Annotated in this window: 17 protein-coding genes; 5 read left to right on the top strand and 12 right to left on the bottom strand. The window is 41.8% G+C overall.

Annotation, left to right across the window (positions count from 1 at the left end; genetic code table 11):
* Positions 1-14: 14 nt before the first annotated feature.
* From ABR397_RS05245 to yceD, 4 genes are read right to left on the bottom strand one after another with little or no spacing between them, the layout of a single operon-like run.
* Positions 15-968, bottom strand: a complete 954-nt coding sequence (locus ABR397_RS05245; protein WP_350304781.1) for a beta-ketoacyl-ACP synthase III — start codon at positions 966-968, stop codon at positions 15-17.
* Between the two features lie 6 nt (positions 969-974).
* Positions 975-2,012 carry a phosphate acyltransferase PlsX gene (gene plsX, locus ABR397_RS05240; protein WP_350304780.1) on the bottom strand — a complete coding sequence of 346 codons (1,038 nt, stop codon included), beginning with the start codon at positions 2,010-2,012 and terminating at the stop codon, positions 975-977.
* Positions 2,013-2,041: 29 nt separating this feature from the next.
* Entirely contained in the window at positions 2,042-2,212 is a 171-nt protein-coding gene (rpmF, locus tag ABR397_RS05235) for a 50S ribosomal protein L32 (RefSeq protein WP_011147057.1), read from the bottom strand.
* Positions 2,213-2,224: 12 nt separating this feature from the next.
* On the bottom strand, positions 2,225-2,749 hold the full coding sequence (yceD, locus tag ABR397_RS05230) for a 23S rRNA accumulation protein YceD (RefSeq protein ID WP_350304779.1): 525 nt from the start codon (positions 2,747-2,749) through the stop codon (positions 2,225-2,227).
* A 142-nt stretch (positions 2,750-2,891) separates the two neighbouring features.
* Here yceD and ABR397_RS05225 point away from each other — a divergent pair, with 142 nt between their 5' ends.
* Positions 2,892-3,482, top strand: coding sequence for a Maf family protein (locus ABR397_RS05225; RefSeq protein WP_350304778.1), 591 nt, complete (start codon positions 2,892-2,894; stop codon positions 3,480-3,482).
* Here the strand turns inward: ABR397_RS05225 and rluC are convergent.
* Positions 3,479-4,438 (bottom strand): 23S rRNA pseudouridine(955/2504/2580) synthase RluC, encoded by a 960-nt coding sequence (gene rluC / locus ABR397_RS05220; protein WP_350304777.1) that lies wholly within the window; start codon positions 4,436-4,438, stop codon positions 3,479-3,481. The two genes, ABR397_RS05225 and rluC, sit on opposite strands and share 4 nt — an antisense overlap.
* A 558-nt stretch (positions 4,439-4,996) precedes the next feature.
* Here rluC and rne point away from each other — a divergent pair.
* A complete protein-coding gene (rne, locus tag ABR397_RS05215) occupies positions 4,997-8,044 on the top strand; it encodes a ribonuclease E (protein WP_350304776.1) in 3,048 nt (1,015 codons plus the stop codon).
* A gap of 165 nt (positions 8,045-8,209) precedes the next feature.
* On the top strand, positions 8,210-8,842 hold the full coding sequence (locus tag ABR397_RS05210; RefSeq protein ID WP_350304775.1) for an NAD(P)-binding oxidoreductase: 633 nt from the start codon (positions 8,210-8,212) through the stop codon (positions 8,840-8,842).
* 44 nt (positions 8,843-8,886) lie between these two features.
* Here ABR397_RS05210 and tmaR read toward each other — a convergent pair whose 3' ends face one another.
* A complete protein-coding gene (tmaR, locus tag ABR397_RS05205; protein WP_350304774.1) occupies positions 8,887-9,204 on the bottom strand; it encodes a PTS system regulator TmaR in 318 nt (105 codons plus the stop codon).
* An 821-nt stretch (positions 9,205-10,025) separates the two neighbouring features.
* Here tmaR and ABR397_RS05200 point away from each other — a divergent pair.
* On the top strand, positions 10,026-10,256 hold the full coding sequence (locus tag ABR397_RS05200; protein WP_350304773.1) for a hypothetical protein: 231 nt from the start codon (positions 10,026-10,028) through the stop codon (positions 10,254-10,256).
* Positions 10,257-11,042: 786 nt separating this feature from the next.
* On the opposite strand, the gene ABR397_RS05195 is transcribed toward ABR397_RS05200, so the two are convergent.
* The 3 genes from ABR397_RS05195 to tssD (ABR397_RS24985) are packed head-to-tail and all read right to left on the bottom strand — an operon-like array spanning position 11,043 to position 12,170.
* On the bottom strand, positions 11,043-11,690 hold the full coding sequence (locus ABR397_RS05195; protein ID WP_350304772.1) for a hypothetical protein: 648 nt from the start codon (positions 11,688-11,690) through the stop codon (positions 11,043-11,045).
* Entirely contained in the window at positions 11,690-11,977 is a 288-nt protein-coding gene (gene tssD / locus ABR397_RS24990) for a type VI secretion system tube protein TssD (protein WP_407072864.1), read from the bottom strand. Before tssD (ABR397_RS24990) ends, ABR397_RS05195 begins: the two co-directional genes overlap by 1 nt.
* Positions 11,937-12,170, bottom strand: a complete 234-nt coding sequence (gene tssD / locus ABR397_RS24985; protein ID WP_407072863.1) for a type VI secretion system tube protein TssD — start codon at positions 12,168-12,170, stop codon at positions 11,937-11,939. The genes tssD (ABR397_RS24990) and tssD (ABR397_RS24985) overlap by 41 nt, the downstream gene beginning before the upstream one ends.
* 296 nt (positions 12,171-12,466) lie before the next feature.
* Between tssD (ABR397_RS24985) and sbcB the strand changes: the two genes are divergently transcribed.
* Positions 12,467-13,897: an exodeoxyribonuclease I gene (gene sbcB / locus ABR397_RS05185; protein ID WP_350304771.1), complete on the top strand. Its 1,431-nt coding sequence runs from the start codon at positions 12,467-12,469 to the stop codon at positions 13,895-13,897.
* 140 nt (positions 13,898-14,037) lie between these two features.
* Here the strand turns inward: sbcB and dld are convergent, their stop codons facing one another.
* The 3 genes from dld to ABR397_RS05170 form a co-directional block, all read right to left on the bottom strand.
* Positions 14,038-15,753, bottom strand: a complete 1,716-nt coding sequence (gene dld / locus ABR397_RS05180; RefSeq protein ID WP_350304770.1) for a D-lactate dehydrogenase — start codon at positions 15,751-15,753, stop codon at positions 14,038-14,040.
* Between the two features lie 196 nt (positions 15,754-15,949).
* Positions 15,950-17,332, bottom strand: coding sequence for an APC family permease (locus ABR397_RS05175; RefSeq protein WP_350304769.1), 1,383 nt, complete (start codon positions 17,330-17,332; stop codon positions 15,950-15,952).
* 592 nt (positions 17,333-17,924) lie between these two features.
* Positions 17,925-19,916 carry a ligand-gated channel protein gene (locus ABR397_RS05170; protein WP_350304768.1) on the bottom strand — a complete coding sequence of 664 codons (1,992 nt, stop codon included), beginning with the start codon at positions 19,914-19,916 and terminating at the stop codon, positions 17,925-17,927.
* Between the last annotated feature and the right edge of the window lie 54 nt (positions 19,917-19,970).

The following is a 19,970-nucleotide window of genomic DNA, read 5'->3' as shown; positions in this document are numbered from 1 at the left end:
ATTTTCCTGTCAAATTAAAAACGTATCAGTGCCGAACCCCAAGTTAGTCCACCACCAAAAGCCTCAATTAAGATTAGCTGACCACGTTTAATCCGACCATCACGCACTGCCTCATCAAATGCAGTAGGTACCGATGCCGCGGAAGTGTTACCGTGACGATCCAGCGTTACCACCACTTTATCCATAGTCATATGCAATTTCTTAGCTGTCGCTACGATAATACGCAAATTAGCCTGATGAGGTACCAACCAATCCAGCTCACTATGCGATAGATTGTTAGCTTCTAATGTTTCATCAACCAAATTAGCCAATTCACGGACTGCAATTTTAAAGACTTCATTACCGATCATACTGGCATACGCCGGTTCTTTCCGATTATGGCGATCCTGATAAGGCAACACCAGCAATTCACCATAGCTACCATTTGCATGAAGGTGAGTTGAAAGAATTCCTGGCTCATCAGAAACCCCTACCACCATCGCGCCCGCACCATCACCAAACAAAATAAGTGTTCCGCGATCTTCTGGATTAAGCGTTCTGGTAATAGAATCAGAGCCAATGACTAGCGCATGCTTTACCGCTCCCGTTTTAATAAACTTGTCAGCAACACTCAGCGCATAAGCGAAACCAGAGCAAGCAGCAGAAATGTCAAAAGCAGCTGAATTCTTGGTACCCAACATGTGCTGAATTTGGCACGCAGAACTTGGGAAAGCATGACTGGATGAAGCTGTCGCCACAATGATTAAATCAATCTGATCTTTATCAATGCCAGACATTTCAATTGCTTTTTCCGCAGCCCAAAGCCCCATCATCGCAACCGTTTCATCATCAGTAGCAATACGGCGTTCACGGACACCTGTACGGGTAACAATCCACTCGTCAGAGGTATCCACCATTTTTTCTAAATCAGCGTTAGTGCGCACTTGCGCAGGCAGATAACTACCTGTACCTAAAATTTTTGTATACATGTATGTTCAGTCACTCTTGGGTAATGCTGTTGCCAGGCGGGCAGCAATTCTATCAGGAACCTGCCTTTCAACGGCCTGAACAGCCTGTTCGATTGCGGCTTTAAAAGCATGCTCATTAGCCGCCCCATGGCTTTTGATTACGATTCCATATAATCCTAACAGACATGCGCCATTATACTGGTCAGGGTTTAGGTGACCGAAGCGTTTTGTCATCCGTTTTTGCAACCACTTCTTGACTATTTTCAACAACCAGGAAAATTTTTTCTTTTGTCCATCCGATGATTTGAGCAAGGATAAGATAATCCTGATCGCTCCTTCCATCGTTTTTAACATCACGTTACCTGCGAAGCCGTCACACACCAGTACATCGCTCTTGCCTGTCAGCAACTCATCACCTTCCAGATAACCAATGTAGTTTATTGCCGAAATGTTCTTTAGAACAGTGGCGGCTTCGCGGATATTATCCAGCCCTTTACTCTCTTCTGTACCAATGTTAAGCAGTGCTACCGTAGGATTAGCTATACCGACCACTTCCTCTGCCATTACTGAACCCATAATGGCGAATTGCACCAGCATACGACTGTCGCAATTAACATTGGCGCCCAAATCCAGCACCACCGTTTTCTGTTGCTTCAGATTCGGCAATACTTGCATTAAAGCGGGTCTGTCAATACCATCAATAGATCTTAGCATCAATTTGGACAGCCCCATCAATACCCCGGTATTCCCTGCACTAACGCATGCTTGCGCCGCACCGGATTTCACTAAATCCAATGCAACACGCATTGATGTACCACGGCTGGCACGAATCGCCTGCGATAGTTTTGCACCGTTAGCCACAACCTGTTCGGCAGGAATCACCTGCAAACGACTGAGCAACTTAGCATCGGTATTTGCAAGCAAAGGAGAGATAGTATCGGGGATCCCGACCAACAATAATTTAAGTTTAGGATTAGACGCCAGCGCCTGCAACGCAGCAGGCACCGTAACGCGAGGACCAAAGTCCCCGCTCATGGCGTCTAACGCTAAAGTCAGATTAGTCAAGGTATCAACTTGCTAATGACTGGCGGAGATTATTTGTTGATGACCTTGCGGCCACGATAGTAGCCATCGGCAGTCACATGGTGACGCAGGTGAGTTTCACCAGAAGTTTTATCTACAGATAATAATGGTGCGGTCAGTGCATCATGGGAACGACGCATACCACGTTTAGAACGAGTTGGTTTATTTTGTTGTACGGCCATTGACCTTACTCCTTAAGTACTTTTCTTTAAACTGGCTAATACGGCAAATGGGTTTGGTTTTTCAGCCTCTGGAGGTAATTCACCAAACACCATATCCGCGTCGGACACTTCACAGTGTTCAGAATCATGTACCGGAACCACCGGCAGAGAAAGAATTATTTCATCTTCAATCATCGCCAGCAAATCTATTTCGCCAAATTCGTCAACGTCAATTGGCTCATACTCTTCCGGTAATGCTTCAGCCTGCTCATCATTGACGACCGGGCTAAAACAATATGTTATGTGAACGTGATGGCTGAAATTACCGCCACAACGCTGGCACTCAAGCGTAACATCCGCATCGGAATGCCCACGCACAACCGCCAGACGTTGATTATCTATCTGAAACGATAAAACGCTGTCTACATCATTGTCCACGCTAACCACAGATTCCGCGATACGCAAAACTTGCTCAGGTGAATAACTACCTGTGTAGTCTAATCGTTTCTGAGCTGCGCGAAGCGCATCAATGGTCAGGGGTAATTTTACCTTTTGCATAAGGCGCGCATATTATCTTTGTAATGAGATATAGTCAAAGAAAAAGGCCACACATCTGCACCTTTCCGCCAAATATTCGCTTATTAAGCTAGGCTTAGTTTAAAATGCCTACAATTATTTCGCCATGTATTTTGGAAAAAATATGACGCAAATCGTTTTAGCTTCCACATCAACTTACCGCCGTATGCTACTGGAGAAACTCCGTTTGCCCTTTATATGTGCGGCTCCCGATGTTGATGAAACACCTCAGATTAATGAAAATGCAGAACAGCTCGTTATGCGCCTAGCGCAAGCTAAGGCACAGGCATTACAAACAAAATATTCTCAGCACTTGATTATTGGTTCTGATCAAGTTTGTGTTATTAATGGCGAAATTACCGGCAAGCCACACAGTTTTGAAAATGCATTTAAACAATTACGGCAAGCCAGTGGTCATTGCGTCACCTTTTATACCGGCATTTCTCTCTTCAACAGCAAAACCGGGGTAATTGATACCCGTTGTGAATTATTCAATGTTTATTTCAGGGATCTGACTGATGATGAAATCCGGGCTTATTTAACAGCGGAAGAACCGCTTAATTGTGCCGGAAGCTTTAAAAGCGAAGGATTAGGGATTACTTTATTTAAACGGCTTGAAGGAAAAGATCCAAATACTTTGGTCGGATTACCATTAATTACATTGACCGAATTATTAATCCGCCAGGGGGTAAACCCACTGACGGCAATATATTAATTACAATTACTTTTACGCAGCACATTTATACAGTAGCGCAATTGTTCATCCATCGGTGCTTCAACACGCAATGTCTCCCCCGTTGAGGGATGGGTAAATTTCAACGCACTGGCATGCAAAAACAGGCGATTAAGGCGGGTATCTGATAGTTGAGAATCAAAAGCCTTATCGCCATAACGATCATCAAAAGCGATCGGATGCCCAGCGTATTGAGCATGCACACGGATTTGATGGGTCCTACCTGTCACCGGGCTGGCTTTCACCAGCGTTGCATTGGTAAAACGCTCTTCTATTTTAAAACGTGTTTCAGAGGGTTTACCTTCGCCATTCACTTTCACAATCCGCTCACCACTTTGCAGGATATTTTTCAGTAGCGGCGCCTGAACAACCTTGCAATGTGATTGCCATTGCCCCCGTACTAAAGCCAGATAATCTTTCTGCATCTGTTTAAGCCGTAATTGCTCGTGCAAGGCCCGTAAAGCTGAGCGTTTTTTAGCAATTAACAAAATTCCCGAAGTATCACGATCCAAACGATGCGCCAATTCAAGGAATTTTGCCTCTGGGCGCAAAACTCGTAACCCTTCAATAACGCCAAAACTTAAGCCACTGCCGCCATGCACCGCTGTACCGGTAGGTTTATTGATCACCAGAATATGGTCATCTTCATACAAAACACAGCCGTCCAGTGCGGCCACTTTATCCAGTTTGGCTGAAACCGGCGCCGCCTGCCGTTCTGCAACCCGGACAGGCGGAATTCTGACAACATCTCCCGCAGACAATTTATACTCAGGTTTTATCCTGCCTTTATTTACCCGGACTTCACCTTTACGCACAATCCGGTAAATCATGCTCTTAGGAACGCCTTTCAGACGCGCTAATAAAAAGTTATCAACACGCTGCCCAGCCCCATCGTCATCAATAGTGACGAATTGTACAATTTGATTATTCGTTTTCATGACAGTGATTTTAATTACCACTCAAGCAGAGCGCCACTCATTTTTAAATATGAGTAAAAATCATGCATACTTTCCGGCTGTTGCCTTTTCTTCTTTAAGATAAAGACTAAATATTAACTATTTCTTCATATTTCATCAGAAAAACCACTTAAAGGTATAAAGTCACCTTGCTATCACCCCAACAGCAATGGAATAATGCGTAGCCACCATCAGTTTTTTAATTCTGAATGGCGAAGTTAAACGTTTGTTCTTTGTTTGATTGCACAAAAACGCAGCAATGGCGTAAGACGTACTGGGAAATCAAATAATTAGCGGGCTACGGGTAGCAGCTTACTGGAATTGGATCAAATCCGCTTCATTCATATTTGCAGATTATTCCTAGAAAAGAGTGCTGTTTTTTAAGTGAAAATTCAGGCTCGCCGAAAATATGCGTCTCTATACAAACGACAACCGGGAGGTTGGCGGATTTGTAAAAGACACGAGACCATCGGTTATCAGTAGCTCATCTATATTTGCCCGTGGCTCTATAACTAATGTAAAAATAATGAGTAAGTTACAATGAAAAGAATGCTAATCAACGCAACTCAGCAAGAAGAGTTGCGTGTTGCTCTGGTTGACGGGCAACGCCTTTATGATTTGGATATCGAGAGTCCAGGACACGAGCAAAAAAAAGCAAACATCTACAAAGGTAAAATCACTCGAATTGAGCCTAGTTTGGAAGCCGCTTTTGTTGACTATGGTGCTGAACGGCATGGTTTCCTTCCTATTAAAGAAATAGCCCGCGAATACTTCCCCAACAACTATCACCCTCACGGTCGACCTAATATCAAAGATGTTCTCAGGGAAGGCCAGGAAGTTATCGTTCAAGTCGATAAAGAGGAGCGTGGCAGTAAAGGGGCCGCATTAACCACATTTATCAGTCTGGCAGGCAGTTATCTGGTATTGATGCCTAATAATCCCCGTGCCGGTGGTATTTCCCGCCGTATCGAAGGAGATGACCGCACAGAGCTGAAAGAAGCCCTAGCCTCTTTAGAAGTACCGGAAGGAATGGGACTGATTGTCCGCACTGCCGGCGTCGGTAAATCCGCCGAAGCGCTACAGTGGGATTTATCGTTCCGCCTCAAACATTGGGAAGCGATCAAAAAGGCCGCGGAAAACCGTTCCGCTCCATTCTTAATCCATCAAGAAAGCAATGTCATTGTCCGTGCTTTCCGTGACTATCTGCGCCCGGATATTGGTGAAATATTAATCGACAATCCCAAAATTCTCGACCTAGCGCGGCAGCATATCACCTCACTTGGTCGCCCAGATTTCACCAGCAAAATTAAACTGTATAGTGGCGAAGTTCCCCTGTTCAGCCATTATCAGATTGAATCCCAAATTGAATCTGCGTTTCAACGTGAAGTTCGCCTGCCATCAGGTGGGGCTGTCGTTATTGATACCACAGAAGCATTAACCGCGATTGATATTAACTCTTCCCGTGCGACACGCGGGGGTGATATTGAAGAAACAGCGTTTAATACCAACCTTGAAGCCGCGGATGAAATTGCCCGTCAGTTACGCCTGCGTGACCTTGGCGGCCTGATTGTTATCGACTTTATCGATATGACGCCCGTACGCCATCAACGTGAAGTGGAAAACCGTTTACGTGATGCTGTCCGTCAGGATCGCGCCCGTATTCAGATTGGCCGTATCTCCCGCTTTGGTCTGCTGGAAATGTCCCGTCAGCGCCTGAGCCCATCGCTGGGTGAATCCAGCCATCATGTCTGTCCGCGTTGCAGCGGCACAGGAACTATCCGTGATAACGAATCCCTGTCACTGTCCATTTTACGTCTGATTGAAGAAGAAGCGCTGAAAGAGAACACGCATCAAGTACATGCCATTGTTCCAGTACAAATCGCTTCATATTTGCTAAACGAAAAACGCCAAGCGGTCAGTGCAATTGAACGCCGTCAGGGGGATGTTGGCGTGGTGATCGTTCCTAACGATCAAATGCAGACACCACACTTCTCTGTTTTGCGCGTACGTAAAGGTGAAGAAGTTTCTACACTGAGTTATCTGCTTCCTCAGCTTCATGAAACTGGAATGGCCAATCCTCAAGAAGATGTCCAACCTGAACGTAAACGCCCTGAGCAGCCCGCTATTTCTGCTTTTGCCTTACCAACCGATGCGCCGGCACAACAGCCATCGCATAAAGTAAAAGAGAAAAAGCCTAACCACCCTGCTCAGGTTAAAACGGAACAACCTGGCCTCTTAAGCCGCATCTTTACTGCTTTGAAAAAAATGTTCAGCGCAGAAGAAGAAAAGCCAGTACAGAAAAAAGACAATAAATCGTCTGGTCATGATAACCGCCGCGCTTCTGAACGACGCAATCAGCGCCGCCAGAATCCACGCAAAGATCGTGATGATAATAATCCGCGTGATGAGCAACGTAATAACCGCGACCGGGACGAACAACGGAAAAACCGTAATACTCAGCAGAAAAATGGCGCTCAAGATAACAACGCGACGATAGATATCGCTGCTCGCGAAACCCAACAACAGCAACGTCGTGAGCAACGTGCAGAACGTCAACGCCGTCGTCAGGAAGAAAAACGCCAGCAGCAACTTGAACCCCAAAAACCAGAAATCGTTGAAAGTGAGGTTGAAGAACGTCTGCCGGTTATACCACGCCGCCAACGTCGTCAACTTGAGCAAAAAATTCGTATCACAGATGAAGTGAAAGAAACGGCAACGATCACTCCACTGCCTGTACCTGTTGTGACAGAAAAACCATTACCTGCACCGGTTGACATGCAAGTAGAAACAGTTCAGCCACAACAACAGACCGAAAATAAAGAGCAACAAGACAATGTGATGCCACGCCGCTCTCGCCGCTCGCCTCGCCATCTGCGTGTCAGTGGTCAACGCCGCCGCCGTTACCGCGATGAGAGAAATCTGCCTCAATCACCGGTATCATTATCGCTGGCTGTTGCATCACCGGAAATGGCTTCCGGCAAAGTTTGGGTTCGCTATCCGGTAGTTCCGGTTTCCACAGAAATGCCTGAGGAAATTGCTGTTGTCGAACAACAGAATGAGGTACTGCCGACAATAGCAGCAGAAACAGCACCTGCGATAATCGTTGTAGCTGAATCTGAACCAACCATAACTGAATCGCCTAAGGTAGCAGAGGTATCGGAAGCTTATCAGGATGAAATTAAACCTGAAGCAGCCATTGCAGAAGAAAATGATGTTGTTCTGCAACAAACTGAATCAATACAACAAGAGCTGTCAGTTATTGCATCTATTGCGATAACACCAGTTACGCCTGAATTTAAGCAGCAGCCAGAGACAGAAGAAATTGTTACTTCTGAAGAAATTGTAGAAATGGTTACTGTTGAAGAGAGTCAAGATAAAACAGTTAAACAACCTGTTGCTATCGCCAAGGTTCAACATGCATCCGCACCGATGACCAAAGCACCCGCTCCAGAGATGATCGAACAACCTATTGTTATCAACGAATGGCAACGCTCTTCTTCTTATTTCGAAGGGAAAGGAGGCGCTGGAGGCCATTCAGCCACTAACGCAGCCACTTCTCCAATGGCGAAACCGCGATTTTTTAAATAACAACATCATTTAATATTAGCAAAATGGCTCTTTTTTGGGAGCCATTTTTTTTGCCGCCACCCCCACAAAAATACTTATCGTTAATTTCATTCCATTTGGATGAGGTTTAAAATCAAGCAACTATAATCCTATTGATTCATTATTATTTGATCTGGAGGACAACCTATGAAGCCGTGGCTTATTTTTGGCGCAGGTAGCGGGATTGGACGCCATTTAGTCACTATCGCGTTGCAACAAAAGCGCCCCATAACTGCATTAATCCGTAATTCTCAGCAGGCTTTTGAACTCAGCGCCTTGGGCGTCAAAGTGATACATGGCGATGCCTGTGATGTTATAAATGTTGAAAAGGCAGCACTGAGTGCAGGTTCAGAAGCAATTGTGTTTTCTACTATTGGTGGAATTGATTCAGATCTCTTCGGTAATATGACTATTATTGATGCCATTGAGAAAACCGGAATAACACGCATGTTACTCGTTACATCAATAGGTTGTGGAGAAAGTTGGAAAACCCTGTCACCTAGGGCTAAATCACTATTTGGTCAATCTGTCCGACGTAAATCAATGGCAGAAAGCTACCTTCAAACCAGCTCTCTGAATTATACAATTATTCGCCCAGGCGGATTAACGGATAAACCCGGAACAGGCCATTGCCAACGATATCAGCATGAAATGCATGGTGTCGTCAGCCGCAAAGATGTTGCGCATCAACTGGCAATAATGGCAGAAGAGGAATCTTCATATCAGCAGATTTATGCCTTAATTGATCCAGAACTTAAACCTGATTGGCCTGCTGCGTAATTGCTAAGAATAACCACGCATTCATGCGTGGTTATCTGATGATATTACTTAGGTTCACCCACTGTTTTCAGTTTCTTAGACAATTCACGGCGTTCTTTAGAAAGATCCGCATTTTTAATGATGTGATCATCTATACGGTCTTCATAATCACTCCGCATGTTCATAATGATGCTTTGAATATCCTCAATTGACATACCCGGCTTGATGTATTCACTCAGGTTATCAAGCAACAAAACACGTTTCTGGTTGTCACGTATTTTCTTTTCGTTATCCACGATCTCGCGCTGTAACTTATTCTTACGACGAAACATACGCACAAACTCCAACACATTGTGGAATGACGGTTTATTTACGTTATCCATTTTCATACCTTTCTTTAACCCAAACATACAAATTATCCAATCTGAACATACAATACAGGCTAAAGCCATTAATAGACAAGTCAGTTTCCGTTCTTTATTGATTTTAATTGATTACAGCAACCGGTTAGCTTCCTATTCTTCGCTGAAAAATTTAGCAAGCTGATTAGTCGAAAACAACAGATCAATATAGATGAATAACAAATAGTCAATCTTTCACTGGTAGAAACACACGTTTTTTCTTCCCTGCCCTCTTCATTTTTTACCATAGTTAGATCCGAAGCTCGATGTTTGTTAAGCACTATAATCGCTACAATGGCCTAAAAACGGAATTATATATCTATCAGATAAAAGACTTATATGTGATAATTATTTCATGGAAATTAAATGAAAATCATAAAATCAATCTTATTTTTTCTTAAAATAAAGCACTGAGCCAATTATCAAAAAAACAATAAATTTAATTACATTTAACACTATTAAAGCTTTATATAATAAATATCTTGTATAATATTAACCATCGTAATAAATATAATTTTCAGAAAATTCATTTTAATAAAAGCATGCAACAATAACATGGATAATTATTAGTTTATTAGTTTATTAGTTTATTAGTTTATTAGTTTATTAGTTTATTAGTTTATTAGTTTATTAGTTTATTAGTTTATTAGTTTATTAGTTTATTAGTTTATTAGTTTATTATTTAAATATATCTCAAAAATGACTATATTTGTGATATTCATCTTAATAAGAAAATAAAAATTTCCTTATTACTGAAACAGTATTAAAATTGACGAAAAACATGGCGGAGATTAGGTTAAGTGATGAAAAAAATTCCTTTTGATTTAGATGGTTACGAAATATCTTTTGGCTACGCTCGTAGAACAAAAATTCCGATTATAAAAATAATCCATCCAAGAAATGAAATTCCTATTAAACCATTCTATAGTGTCAATAGAGCAAATTTACTTGAAAGGATTCAATACGAAACTGGTTTAAACGATCAATATATTGAGCGTATTAATGAGCATTTTCAAGAAATTAATTATCCTTAACAAACCAGATATAACAGAAACTTATATCCTTCTATTTTAGTACCTTGGAAATTACCAAGGTACTGCATATCAGTTTATTCTGTTTCATAGTTTATTTACTGATGAATCTATTTGTAATTTAGTTGGCAAAATAGCTGACCTGATATAAGATAATAATCCCCCTAATATCTCTATCTCTTATATCCTTAATTAAAACTTACTGAAATAATTGGCATTTTTCTTTTACTTTTTCTGTTATATAGTAAAAAAAAACAGAAAACGCCAAGCATGTACCCGCAACTATCGCATACTGATATCGATTTTCTAATGTTGACATCAAGGTAAAATAAACTAATCCCATAACTGAAAATACACACACGGCACCAATTATCCCTTGAATCATATGCATCACGATTTTCATTAATATACTTATTATCGCCATCATCATTTATCCAGTCCTGCGGAGAATTCATTAAATAAATCTCAACTTTCACCATACAATTTCAATGCTCTGACATACGGATTCATTTTACTCCCAATCAAAAAAAGCTACTTTATCGCCTTAACTTCATATATAAATCAGAATCTAATGAAATAATCTACATTTTTCTTTTATTTTTTCTGTTATATAGTAAAAAAGAACAGAAAACGCTAAGCATGTACCCGCAACTATCGCATACTGATATCGATTCTCCAACGTTGACATCAGTGTAAAATAGACTAAGCCCATAACTGAAAATACACACAGAGTTCCCATTACCGCCTGCACTATATGCACTACAATATTCATCAATATGCTGACTATCTTCATTTACCTAGTCCTGCGGAGAATTCATCAAAGACCTCATTAAATAAATCTCGATTTTCATCATACATTTCCAATGCTCTAACATATGGAGCCATTTTACTCTCAACCAAAAAATAGAGTAAATCTAAGTTACCCTCTCGCCTTAACTGCATATATAAGGCTGGATTTGTTTGAGCTAACTCCCTAGAAGTATATATCGCCCTAGATACTGACGCCCCAACCCCCAAGGTCGCAGTAAATGTTGCAGATCCTCCAAGTTTTGTGAACCATTTTGTACCAAAAAAAGCACCAAGGCTCCCCCTAAATATGGCATATTTCGAAATCATACCTCCAAATATTTTCCCAACTTTCGTTTCGATTAACCGTTGTTTTTGCTTTTCACTCAGCTTACCTAAGTAATCCTCGAAAATAATCTGGATAATCCTTTCAAGATTATTCAGTGTAATAGCTTCCGACTTTATCAATCCAACAAAACGATATTTATCATTTTCATTATCCCATCGATGTTCAGTATCAAGATAATCATAACCGAGATAATAAAAATCTACCGGAATATCTAAGACCCCTTCAGTAAACCCAGTAAGCCAGCTACTGTCATCGTCAATTGTTGCAACCATTTTTTCAGCAATTTCTTTAGCTCCGTCCATTAAAAAACCCTTTCATCCCAAATGCTATAAGCGCCTGTTGAACAAGCCACATTATTCCAAGTAATATTAGTGTATACCATTGAGATAATCTCCTGTGGCATCATATGATTACTGGTTAATGAATGTGGATAGTCTGATTTCAAACTAGCAATATATGCTTGCCCCAGACGAATTGTATAGTAAAGCTCAAGTCCACCATTTTCACTGGTACGGTAAGATTCAAGAAAACACTCTAGTTTTTCGTTATCATCTAAGCATTTTGCTAATATAAGGAGAAGCTTTATCAATAGGCTTAGTGATAATTACCGGATGATGTGAAACATTTTGTTTGCGAGTCATAAGGTGTTGCAGGCTATAGATGAAGATCTTATCCTCGTGCCCATTTTGCGCTTTGATACCTATTGAGTCTCTTCTGCCACAACCAGCAGAAATTAACCCTTGGTTTTGACCTTTAACCGTTAAATAAATTAAATTTGACATATTCACTTCATTTATCTTTTCGATACTTCAATGCATATTGCAGTAGGCAGATCAATATTGTCAAGGACAAATGATCTAAAAATATACAACCATTTATTCCAAGCCCCAAAAATGTTAATAGCTGACATCCCATTGTGGCGCAGAAAGTAGGAAGATATGGATATGATATTGCAATCGCATGGATTCTCTAAGATAGTAAGCAATGGCTAACCACATTATTTGGACAAAATACAATTTCTTATCTAAAAAGCAGAAAAAACAAATAATTAATCAACATCATTGGACATTGAACAACAGTGAAAAACAGCAGCGAACAACCCACTTTCTACATTCATGACTACGAAACTTTCGGTAAACATCCAGCATTGGACAGACCCGCTCAATTTGCCGGTGTCCGCACTGATATGGATTTCAATATTATTGAAGAGCCATTAGTTATTTACTGTTCACCTGCTGATGATTATCTCCCTCAGCCAGAAGCGGTCATGATCACGGGAATTACGCCGCAGATTGCCCTGGAAAAAGGCGTCAACGAAGCGGAATTTGCCCGCCAAATCCATAATGCGTTTAGTGTGCCGAATAGCTGTATTCTCGGTTATAACAATATCCGGTTTGATGATGAAGTTAGCCGGAATATTTTTTACCGCAATTTTTATGATCCCTACGCTTATAGCTGGCAAAAAAGCAATTCCCGTTGGGATTTACTTGATGTATTACGCGCCTGTTATGCCCTGCGGCCTGAAGGTATTATTTGGCCGGAGAATGAGGATGGTCTGCCCAACTTTAAATTGGAGCATCTGACTAAGGCAAACGGCGTTGAACATTCACATGCTCACGATGCAATGTCCGATGTTTACGCCACGATTGCAATGGCAAAATTGCTTAAAGAAGCTCAACCTAAAATGTTCAATTATTTCTTTCAGTTAAGAAATAAGCAGAAAGTCAGCAATCTCATCGATATTCCTCAAATGAAACCCTTGGTTCATGTTTCCGGTATGTTTGGCGCTGCCCGTAGTAATATCAGTCTGGTTGCGCCTCTCGCCTGGCACCCAATAAACCAGAATGCCGTTATCATGTGCGATTTGGCGGGAGATATTTCACCCTTGCTGGAATTAGATGCCGATGCTTTGCGGGAACGCCTATATACCCGCCATGATGAATTGCTGCCCGATCAACCACCAGCCCCCATCAAACTGGTTCATATTAATAAGTGTCCGATAGTCGCCCCGGATAATACTTTGCGAACAGAAGATGCTGAACGTATTGGTTTAGATCGTAATCAATGTGAAAGAAATTTGGCTATTCTGCGAAATAATCCACAAATCAGAGAGAAAGTTGTGGAACTCTTTGCTGAAGCCGAACCTTTCCCGGAATCAGATAATGTTGACGCTCAATTGTATAATGGCTTCTTTAGTGATGCAGATAAAACAGCGATGAATATTATCCGTGAAACATTACCTCAGAATTTGCCTGCTCTAGATCTGACTTTTCAGGATCCACGGATTAAAAAGCTGTTATTACGTTATCGAGCCAGAAACTACCCCGCAACTCTGACTTACGATGAACAACAAAGTTGGTTGCGCCATCGTCAAGATGTATTAACTCAGGACAGGCTCAGTGAATATATCTTTATCATTGAACAGCTCTTTATTGAACACCAAGGCAATGAAGAAAAATGCCGTCAACTTAAAGCACTAATGGAATATGCAGCGAAACTGGCTGGTTAATTAGGCAAATAGCGGATAAGCACAGAATGGCGAGTTATATATACTCGCCTTTCTTTCTAACAGGATAATTTTCATCCATTCTGACAAATTTAAACTTTCTTAGCATCTGCATAGCGTTGTAAATGCTGAGAATATTAACATTAAGATTCCCCGCTCCAATTTTTCAGTTTGGATGTTTTTCCAATTCCTGGGTTGAGCGTGTTAGTAGGATCGGCAATCCGGTAAAAAGCCTTAAGTTGAGGTTTAGCCTGATACAGATGACCCACATTATGTTCTGCGGGATATTCTGCACCTCGTTTATCAAGCAACTCCATCATTCTTTCTTTCAGTGCATGGACATCCACGCTTTTCTTCACAATGTAATCCTGATGGAACACATGGCACATAAAATGTCCACAGTAAAGCTTGTGTACTAATACATCATCAAACTCCGGTGGTAATTGTTCAAACCATTCACGATCATTACGGCGCAAAGCAATATCAAGCGAAAGGATATTCTCCACTTCGTTACTATGCACTGCTTGATAACGGATCGCTGAACCACCTGCGGAGAAACGATGCAGCAACGCTTTAACGCCTTCATCCGGTGTACAAGCAAAAAAATCCCCTTCTACCCGGCTGAAATAACTTTCCAGCCAACTTCTGGCCTCCTCAACCCCATCACCAGACATTTTTAATATCAAATGGTGCTCAAACCGATCACGGTATTCTTTCAAACGTTTAGGTAAGTGAGGAGGAAGTAAGCGACTTAACCCTTGCATAATTCGATCAATAAGATTGACAGGTAAAAACGGGATCCTGTTGAAAATAGCGTCCATTTTCCCTTTCAAAGTAAAATAAGCCGGCATCTTATCAGTACCAAGCTTATCAATCATGATGAACGTATCTTTACCGTAAACTTCTGCAATATCGAAAACATCCCGGTGCATATATTCACCCGCCACCGGTAAATGACGAAAATTCGCTAATATATGGCGCCGCAATTCCGTCAATACTTCAGTTTGGTTAGTTCCAATATAAAATACCTGAGACAAAGGCTCTGCCGGGAAAGTATCAAGCCGGACCGCAAACACAGCCAATTTACCTGCACATCCTGAAGCTTCGAACAGCCGACGTTCGTCAGAATTAAAACGCGATGGCGTATCAGCATCTATATCACGTACTCGTTGCGCATACTCATAATCAGACGCTTTACGCTGACCATACTCTACATCTTGCTCACTGTAACGCTGCTCTTCCAGACAAGATAGGATCTCTTCCGGTGTTTCTCCCAAATAGATACCCAGATGATTAATTAATTCTGGTTTACCACGTTCATTAACCCGTCCGTACAATGCCATTTCAGTATAAGCTGGCCCGCGATGAACCAAAGAGCCGCCGGAGTTATTGCAGATACCACCAATCACAGAAGCGCCAATACAGGAAGAACCGATAATGGAATGCGGCTCGCGTCCCAGTGGTTTGAGAGCACGCTCAAGTTGCCACAATGTACTGCCAGGCAGTGCGACTACTTGGTTACCCTGTTTCAGGATCTGTATTTTATTCATGCGTAACGTACTAATGATCACTATATCGCGGTCGTAATCCTTACCATTTGGAGTAGAACCTTCGGTCAAACCCGTGTTGGCCGCTTGCATCAAGATGATTTTATCCGCTTCAACACAGGCTTTAAACACACGCCACTGTTCCACCAGAGAACCGGGAAATACCACAGCTAAAGCGTCACCTTGGCCAGAGCGAAAGCCTTTACGATAGCGTTCGGTTTTATGGGGAGCCGTCAGGATATGAGATTTACCGACAATATTAGTCAGGGCAGTGATGAATTGTTGATTTTGAGAGGTCTTTGCATCATTCATAGTCTCTTCCTCTATAATTTAATCGCCTCTCAGAGCATAGATTGTTTTTCTCCATTTATTGTTGAAATTTTTCTTATCTGCAAACTACCTCGCTGTTTTTTTTCCTAAGATTCTTCTTCTGTATTATTACGGTCAATTGGAAACATAACAAAAATAACGGCGCTAAATTCAGCGCCGTTATTCTTTTCAAACCGGATTAAACCATTTCAGAACACTGAGGCATCGGCTGACGGAAGCGACGAGTCAGAAATACCATATAAATCAAACCAATTGCTCCCCAAGTCAGTCCTAACTCCATAGAGCTTTGTTCCAGATTCATCCACAGCACACCAACAGTACAAGCCCCAATCACCGGCAACACCAGGAAATTGACTGTATCTTTCAGTGTACGGTTACGACGCTCACGAATATAGAACTGAGAGATAACCGACAAGTTTACAAAGGTGAATGCTATCAGCGCGCCAAAGTTAATCAGAGCCGTTGCAGTAACCAGATCAAAGGTCATTGCAGACAGCGCGACAAGACCGACCAGCAATACGTTGATTGCCGGAGTTCGCCATTTCGGATGCACATAGCCGAATACTTTCTCAGGAAACACACCATCACGTCCCATAACATAAAGCAGACGGGAAACACCTGCGTGAGCCGCCATACCAGAAGCCAAAACGGTGACGCAAGAGAACACCATAATGATGGACTGAAATAAAGTACCCGCTACATACAACATAATTTCCGGCTGAGCTTCATTCGGGTTCTTGAACCGAGAGATATCAGGAAAATAGAGCTGTAAGAAATAAGAAACCATAATAAAGATGATGCCGCCAATTAATGCCGTCAGGAAGATCGCTTTTGGGATCACCTTGCCTGCATTCGGCGTCTCTTCGGACAATGTGCTAATGCTATCAAACCCAAGGAATGAAAAACACAAAATCGTTGCCCCGGTAATCATCGGGATTAAATGGGCATCTTCAGAAGTAAATGGCCTTGCGCTCCATAAAGTTCCTACGCCTTCTCCATTGTATACGCCGTGGATCAACAAGCCCACGAATACAAACATCACCGCAACCTGAACAATAACAATACCTGTGTTGAGATTAGCAACAACGTTAATACCACGCAGGTTAAAAACTGTCATTAGAAACGTCAAACCTACAACGAAGATCCACGGATCTACGCTGGGAAAAATGGCCTGAAGATAAATTTTCGCCAACAAGATATTTATCATCGGCATGAACAAATAGTCCAGCAACGATGACCAACCCACCATAAAGCCAACATGAGGGCTGATTGATTTTTGTGCGTAAGTGTATGCAGATCCGGCAGAAGGGAAACGTTTTACCAATTTCCCGTAACTCAGGGCAGTAAACAGAATTGCGATCAAAGCGATAGCATAAGATGTTGCTACATGACCGTCAGTCAAACCAGAAACAATTCCGAAAGTATCAAAGATGGTCGTAGGTTGCAGATAAGCAAGCCCCATCATCACCACCTGAACTAAGGTCAGTGTTTTTCTGAGTTGAACACGATTGTTCGCACCAGTTTGGTTGGTGCCAATTGGAATTGCAGTATTATGCGACATGAGCAAAACCTCCCATAACTTCGATTCGTGTTACGGTACTACTTAATCGACAGTTACTGGGAAGACTTCGCTTCTGCCTATAGGCAGTGGAGTTAGAGGCGGGATTATACGCAGAGCTCAACGCTCCGTAGTCATCAACACAGCAGCCTGCGCCAATTGGCACAAGTGCGAAAAAGAATAATTGCTCCATATTAGCGTTCCTCATTACGGCAACCGATTCTCGTTATGGTTGCTCGTGGGCCAATTATCTATCCGGCTCAGAGTCCGGCCTCTAGTATAGTAAAAAATAAGTCAAAGCAAAAAAAATAACCGACACATATAAACGCATCAGTTATTTTCCAGTGGGCGAATTCTGCACTTGAAGACTTGAAATAGCAATAGTCACCGCACTAAAAGTCCATATTTTTTACCACACAAATTGATCACGCTATGGAATTTAACTATGTCTTATACATTCTTTTGACATGCATTAAGTTGTAGCACAACACAAAACGGATTGCCATTCAGTTTTTGCAGGTAGTAAGTAAAAAAACAAAGCCCCCTTGCCAGAAACTAGCAAGGGGTCATAGCACATTATAGCTAAAAATAATTATCAGAAGTCGTAGGTGATACCAATGTTATAACGGCGGCCATCCAGTTGCGCTTCATAATTTTCTTCAGTAACGCGTTTATCAAATACGTTGTATACTCCACCCAACACACGCAATTCTTTGGTTAGATTATAGCCAACACCAATATCCACAAAGGCGTAGGACGGAGCTCCTTCCTTCATACTATCACCACGCCCTAAATAATCTGAGGTTTTGCCACGGAAGTTTATCCGGGTCCAGGTTTGCATTTCCGGTAAAGTTTGCCAGTTCAGAGTCGCATTCGCCATGTGTTTAGGCATTTTGTTCAAAGGTTTTCCTTTGTTTTTCCCACTTTTCTGTTCTGACTCTGTATAAGTATAGTTCGCAGACAATGACCAGTTTTCAACGATATCCCAGTTTATAGTCGCTTCTACACCGCGTATATTGGCTTTATCTACGTTAATACGGTCATTAATAAATTTATAAACATTATCATCAATTTTACACTTTTTATCTTTCCCACCACTTGGATCAGCACAGCGACTAATTTCAGTGATCTTATCTTTAAATTCTGTATTAAATATTGTCAAACCAACATCAAGGTTTTCTTGATTATTCCAAATAATACCGATCTCTTGGCCAAAACTCTTTTCTGGTTTTAAGTCTGGGTCGCCAACAATAACTCCTGGCTTTTCTCTAAATCCATTAATAGTTTTAGGGCTTCCTCCTGTAACTTGCCCCCAATCTGATGTGGAATGACGTAAATCAGGAGAACGGTAACCAGTAGATACACCACCTTTAATCGTCCATTGTTCATCAGCATGCCATACTCCATACAAACGAGGTGTCCAATGACTCCCAAAATTCTCGTCCTTATCCATACGGATACCGCTAGTCAGGGCAAAATCATTGGTCATTTGCCATTCATCTTCAGCAAATAGAGCCCAACTCCAGCGAGTCAATTTATCCATACCATTAGCGGACGCTAATAGATTATCACCACCATGTAAGTTTTCATGACGATATTGTCCCCCCACACTCAGAGTATGATCATCTAACCGGAAAACAGTTTGGTTATTAAATACTGTATCTTGGTACTTCATGTCACGCCCTGGATTACGTGAATCATCATGTTGGATGTATGAAGTCATGGTACCGAAATCATAAATACCATTATGCAAAATAGAATAATTGTTACGATTATAATCTCTTTTCTCTGAATCACCACGAGACGATTTACCTCTAGTAGTATTGCGATCCTGCTCATAACGACCTGCTTCGAAATCAAAAGTATTTTTATCATCAGGTGTCAGAGAAAAAATTACTGAACCGTTACGCATTTCCTGCTCTTTAAAGCCGCCAATGAATTTATCTTCGTTACGGTGAGAATACAGGCCATGCACTTTCAATCCCAATAGACCATCAATTATCGGGCCTGCTGTATAAATGCTACTCTGATAACTGTTACCCGAATTTTTACGCTCAGTCAAAGTAGTATCAGCGCGCAAACTGGTTTTCCACTCTTTTTGCGCCTTACGAGTGATGACATTGATAACCCCACCCATCGCATCAGAACCATAAAGAGAAGACATCGGCCCCCGTACAACTTCGATCCGCTCGATCGCCGCCAACGGCGGCAACCACCCCTGCTCAATACCAGAACCGTCACTATTTGGGCGGGTATTACGGGTATCAATACGCTTACCATCAATCAGAATCATTGTGTATTTAGGCGCCATACCACGAATACTGATATCACTGCCGCTACCGCCTCCCGTTACAACTACCCCTGGCACATCTTTCAGTGCATCAGTCACATCACGATAAGCCTTGGTTTCTAATTGCTCACGGCTCACCACAGAAATAGACGCTGGTGCATCTTCAATTTTCTGTTGGAAGCCTGATGCTGTAGTCACAACAATGGTGTCATTACTGTCACTGGCCGCAAAAACAGAGCCAGATGAAATTGCAGCAATAACCCCTAACGCGATTTTTCTTTTATTAAAAACACCCATTCCCGATTCTCCAAGAAATATAATTATGTTTTATTAATTTATAAAATGGATAAT

Source organism: Photorhabdus viridis, assembly GCF_040256935.1.
Taxonomy (GTDB): Bacteria; Pseudomonadota; Gammaproteobacteria; order Enterobacterales; family Enterobacteriaceae; genus Photorhabdus; species Photorhabdus viridis.
This window is presented reverse-complemented; position numbering and strand designations above follow the sequence as displayed.

Coding starts and splice junctions, on each gene's coding strand:
- rluC (WP_350304777.1), bottom strand. CDS start 4,438: ATGAAAACGAATAATCAAATTGTACAATTCGTCACTATTGATGACGAT.
- tmaR (WP_350304774.1), bottom strand. CDS start 9,204: ATGGATAACGTAAATAAACCGTCATTCCACAATGTGTTGGAGTTTGTG.
- ABR397_RS05195 (WP_350304772.1), bottom strand. CDS start 11,690: ATGGACGGAGCTAAAGAAATTGCTGAAAAAATGGTTGCAACAATTGAC.
- ABR397_RS05175 (WP_350304769.1), bottom strand. CDS start 17,332: ATGTCGCATAATACTGCAATTCCAATTGGCACCAACCAAACTGGTGCG.
- ABR397_RS05200 (WP_350304773.1), top strand. CDS start 10,026: ATGAAAAAAATTCCTTTTGATTTAGATGGTTACGAAATATCTTTTGGC.
- tssD (WP_407072863.1), bottom strand. CDS start 12,170: ATGTCAAATTTAATTTATTTAACGGTTAAAGGTCAAAACCAAGGGTTA.
- ABR397_RS05170 (WP_350304768.1), bottom strand. CDS start 19,916: ATGGGTGTTTTTAATAAAAGAAAAATCGCGTTAGGGGTTATTGCTGCA.
- dld (WP_350304770.1), bottom strand. CDS start 15,753: ATGAATGATGCAAAGACCTCTCAAAATCAACAATTCATCACTGCCCTG.
- yceD (WP_350304779.1), bottom strand. CDS start 2,749: ATGCAAAAGGTAAAATTACCCCTGACCATTGATGCGCTTCGCGCAGCT.
- rpmF (WP_011147057.1), bottom strand. CDS start 2,212: ATGGCCGTACAACAAAATAAACCAACTCGTTCTAAACGTGGTATGCGT.
- ABR397_RS05245 (WP_350304781.1), bottom strand. CDS start 968: ATGTATACAAAAATTTTAGGTACAGGTAGTTATCTGCCTGCGCAAGTG.
- ABR397_RS05210 (WP_350304775.1), top strand. CDS start 8,210: ATGAAGCCGTGGCTTATTTTTGGCGCAGGTAGCGGGATTGGACGCCAT.
- rne (WP_350304776.1), top strand. CDS start 4,997: ATGAAAAGAATGCTAATCAACGCAACTCAGCAAGAAGAGTTGCGTGTT.
- ABR397_RS05225 (WP_350304778.1), top strand. CDS start 2,892: ATGACGCAAATCGTTTTAGCTTCCACATCAACTTACCGCCGTATGCTA.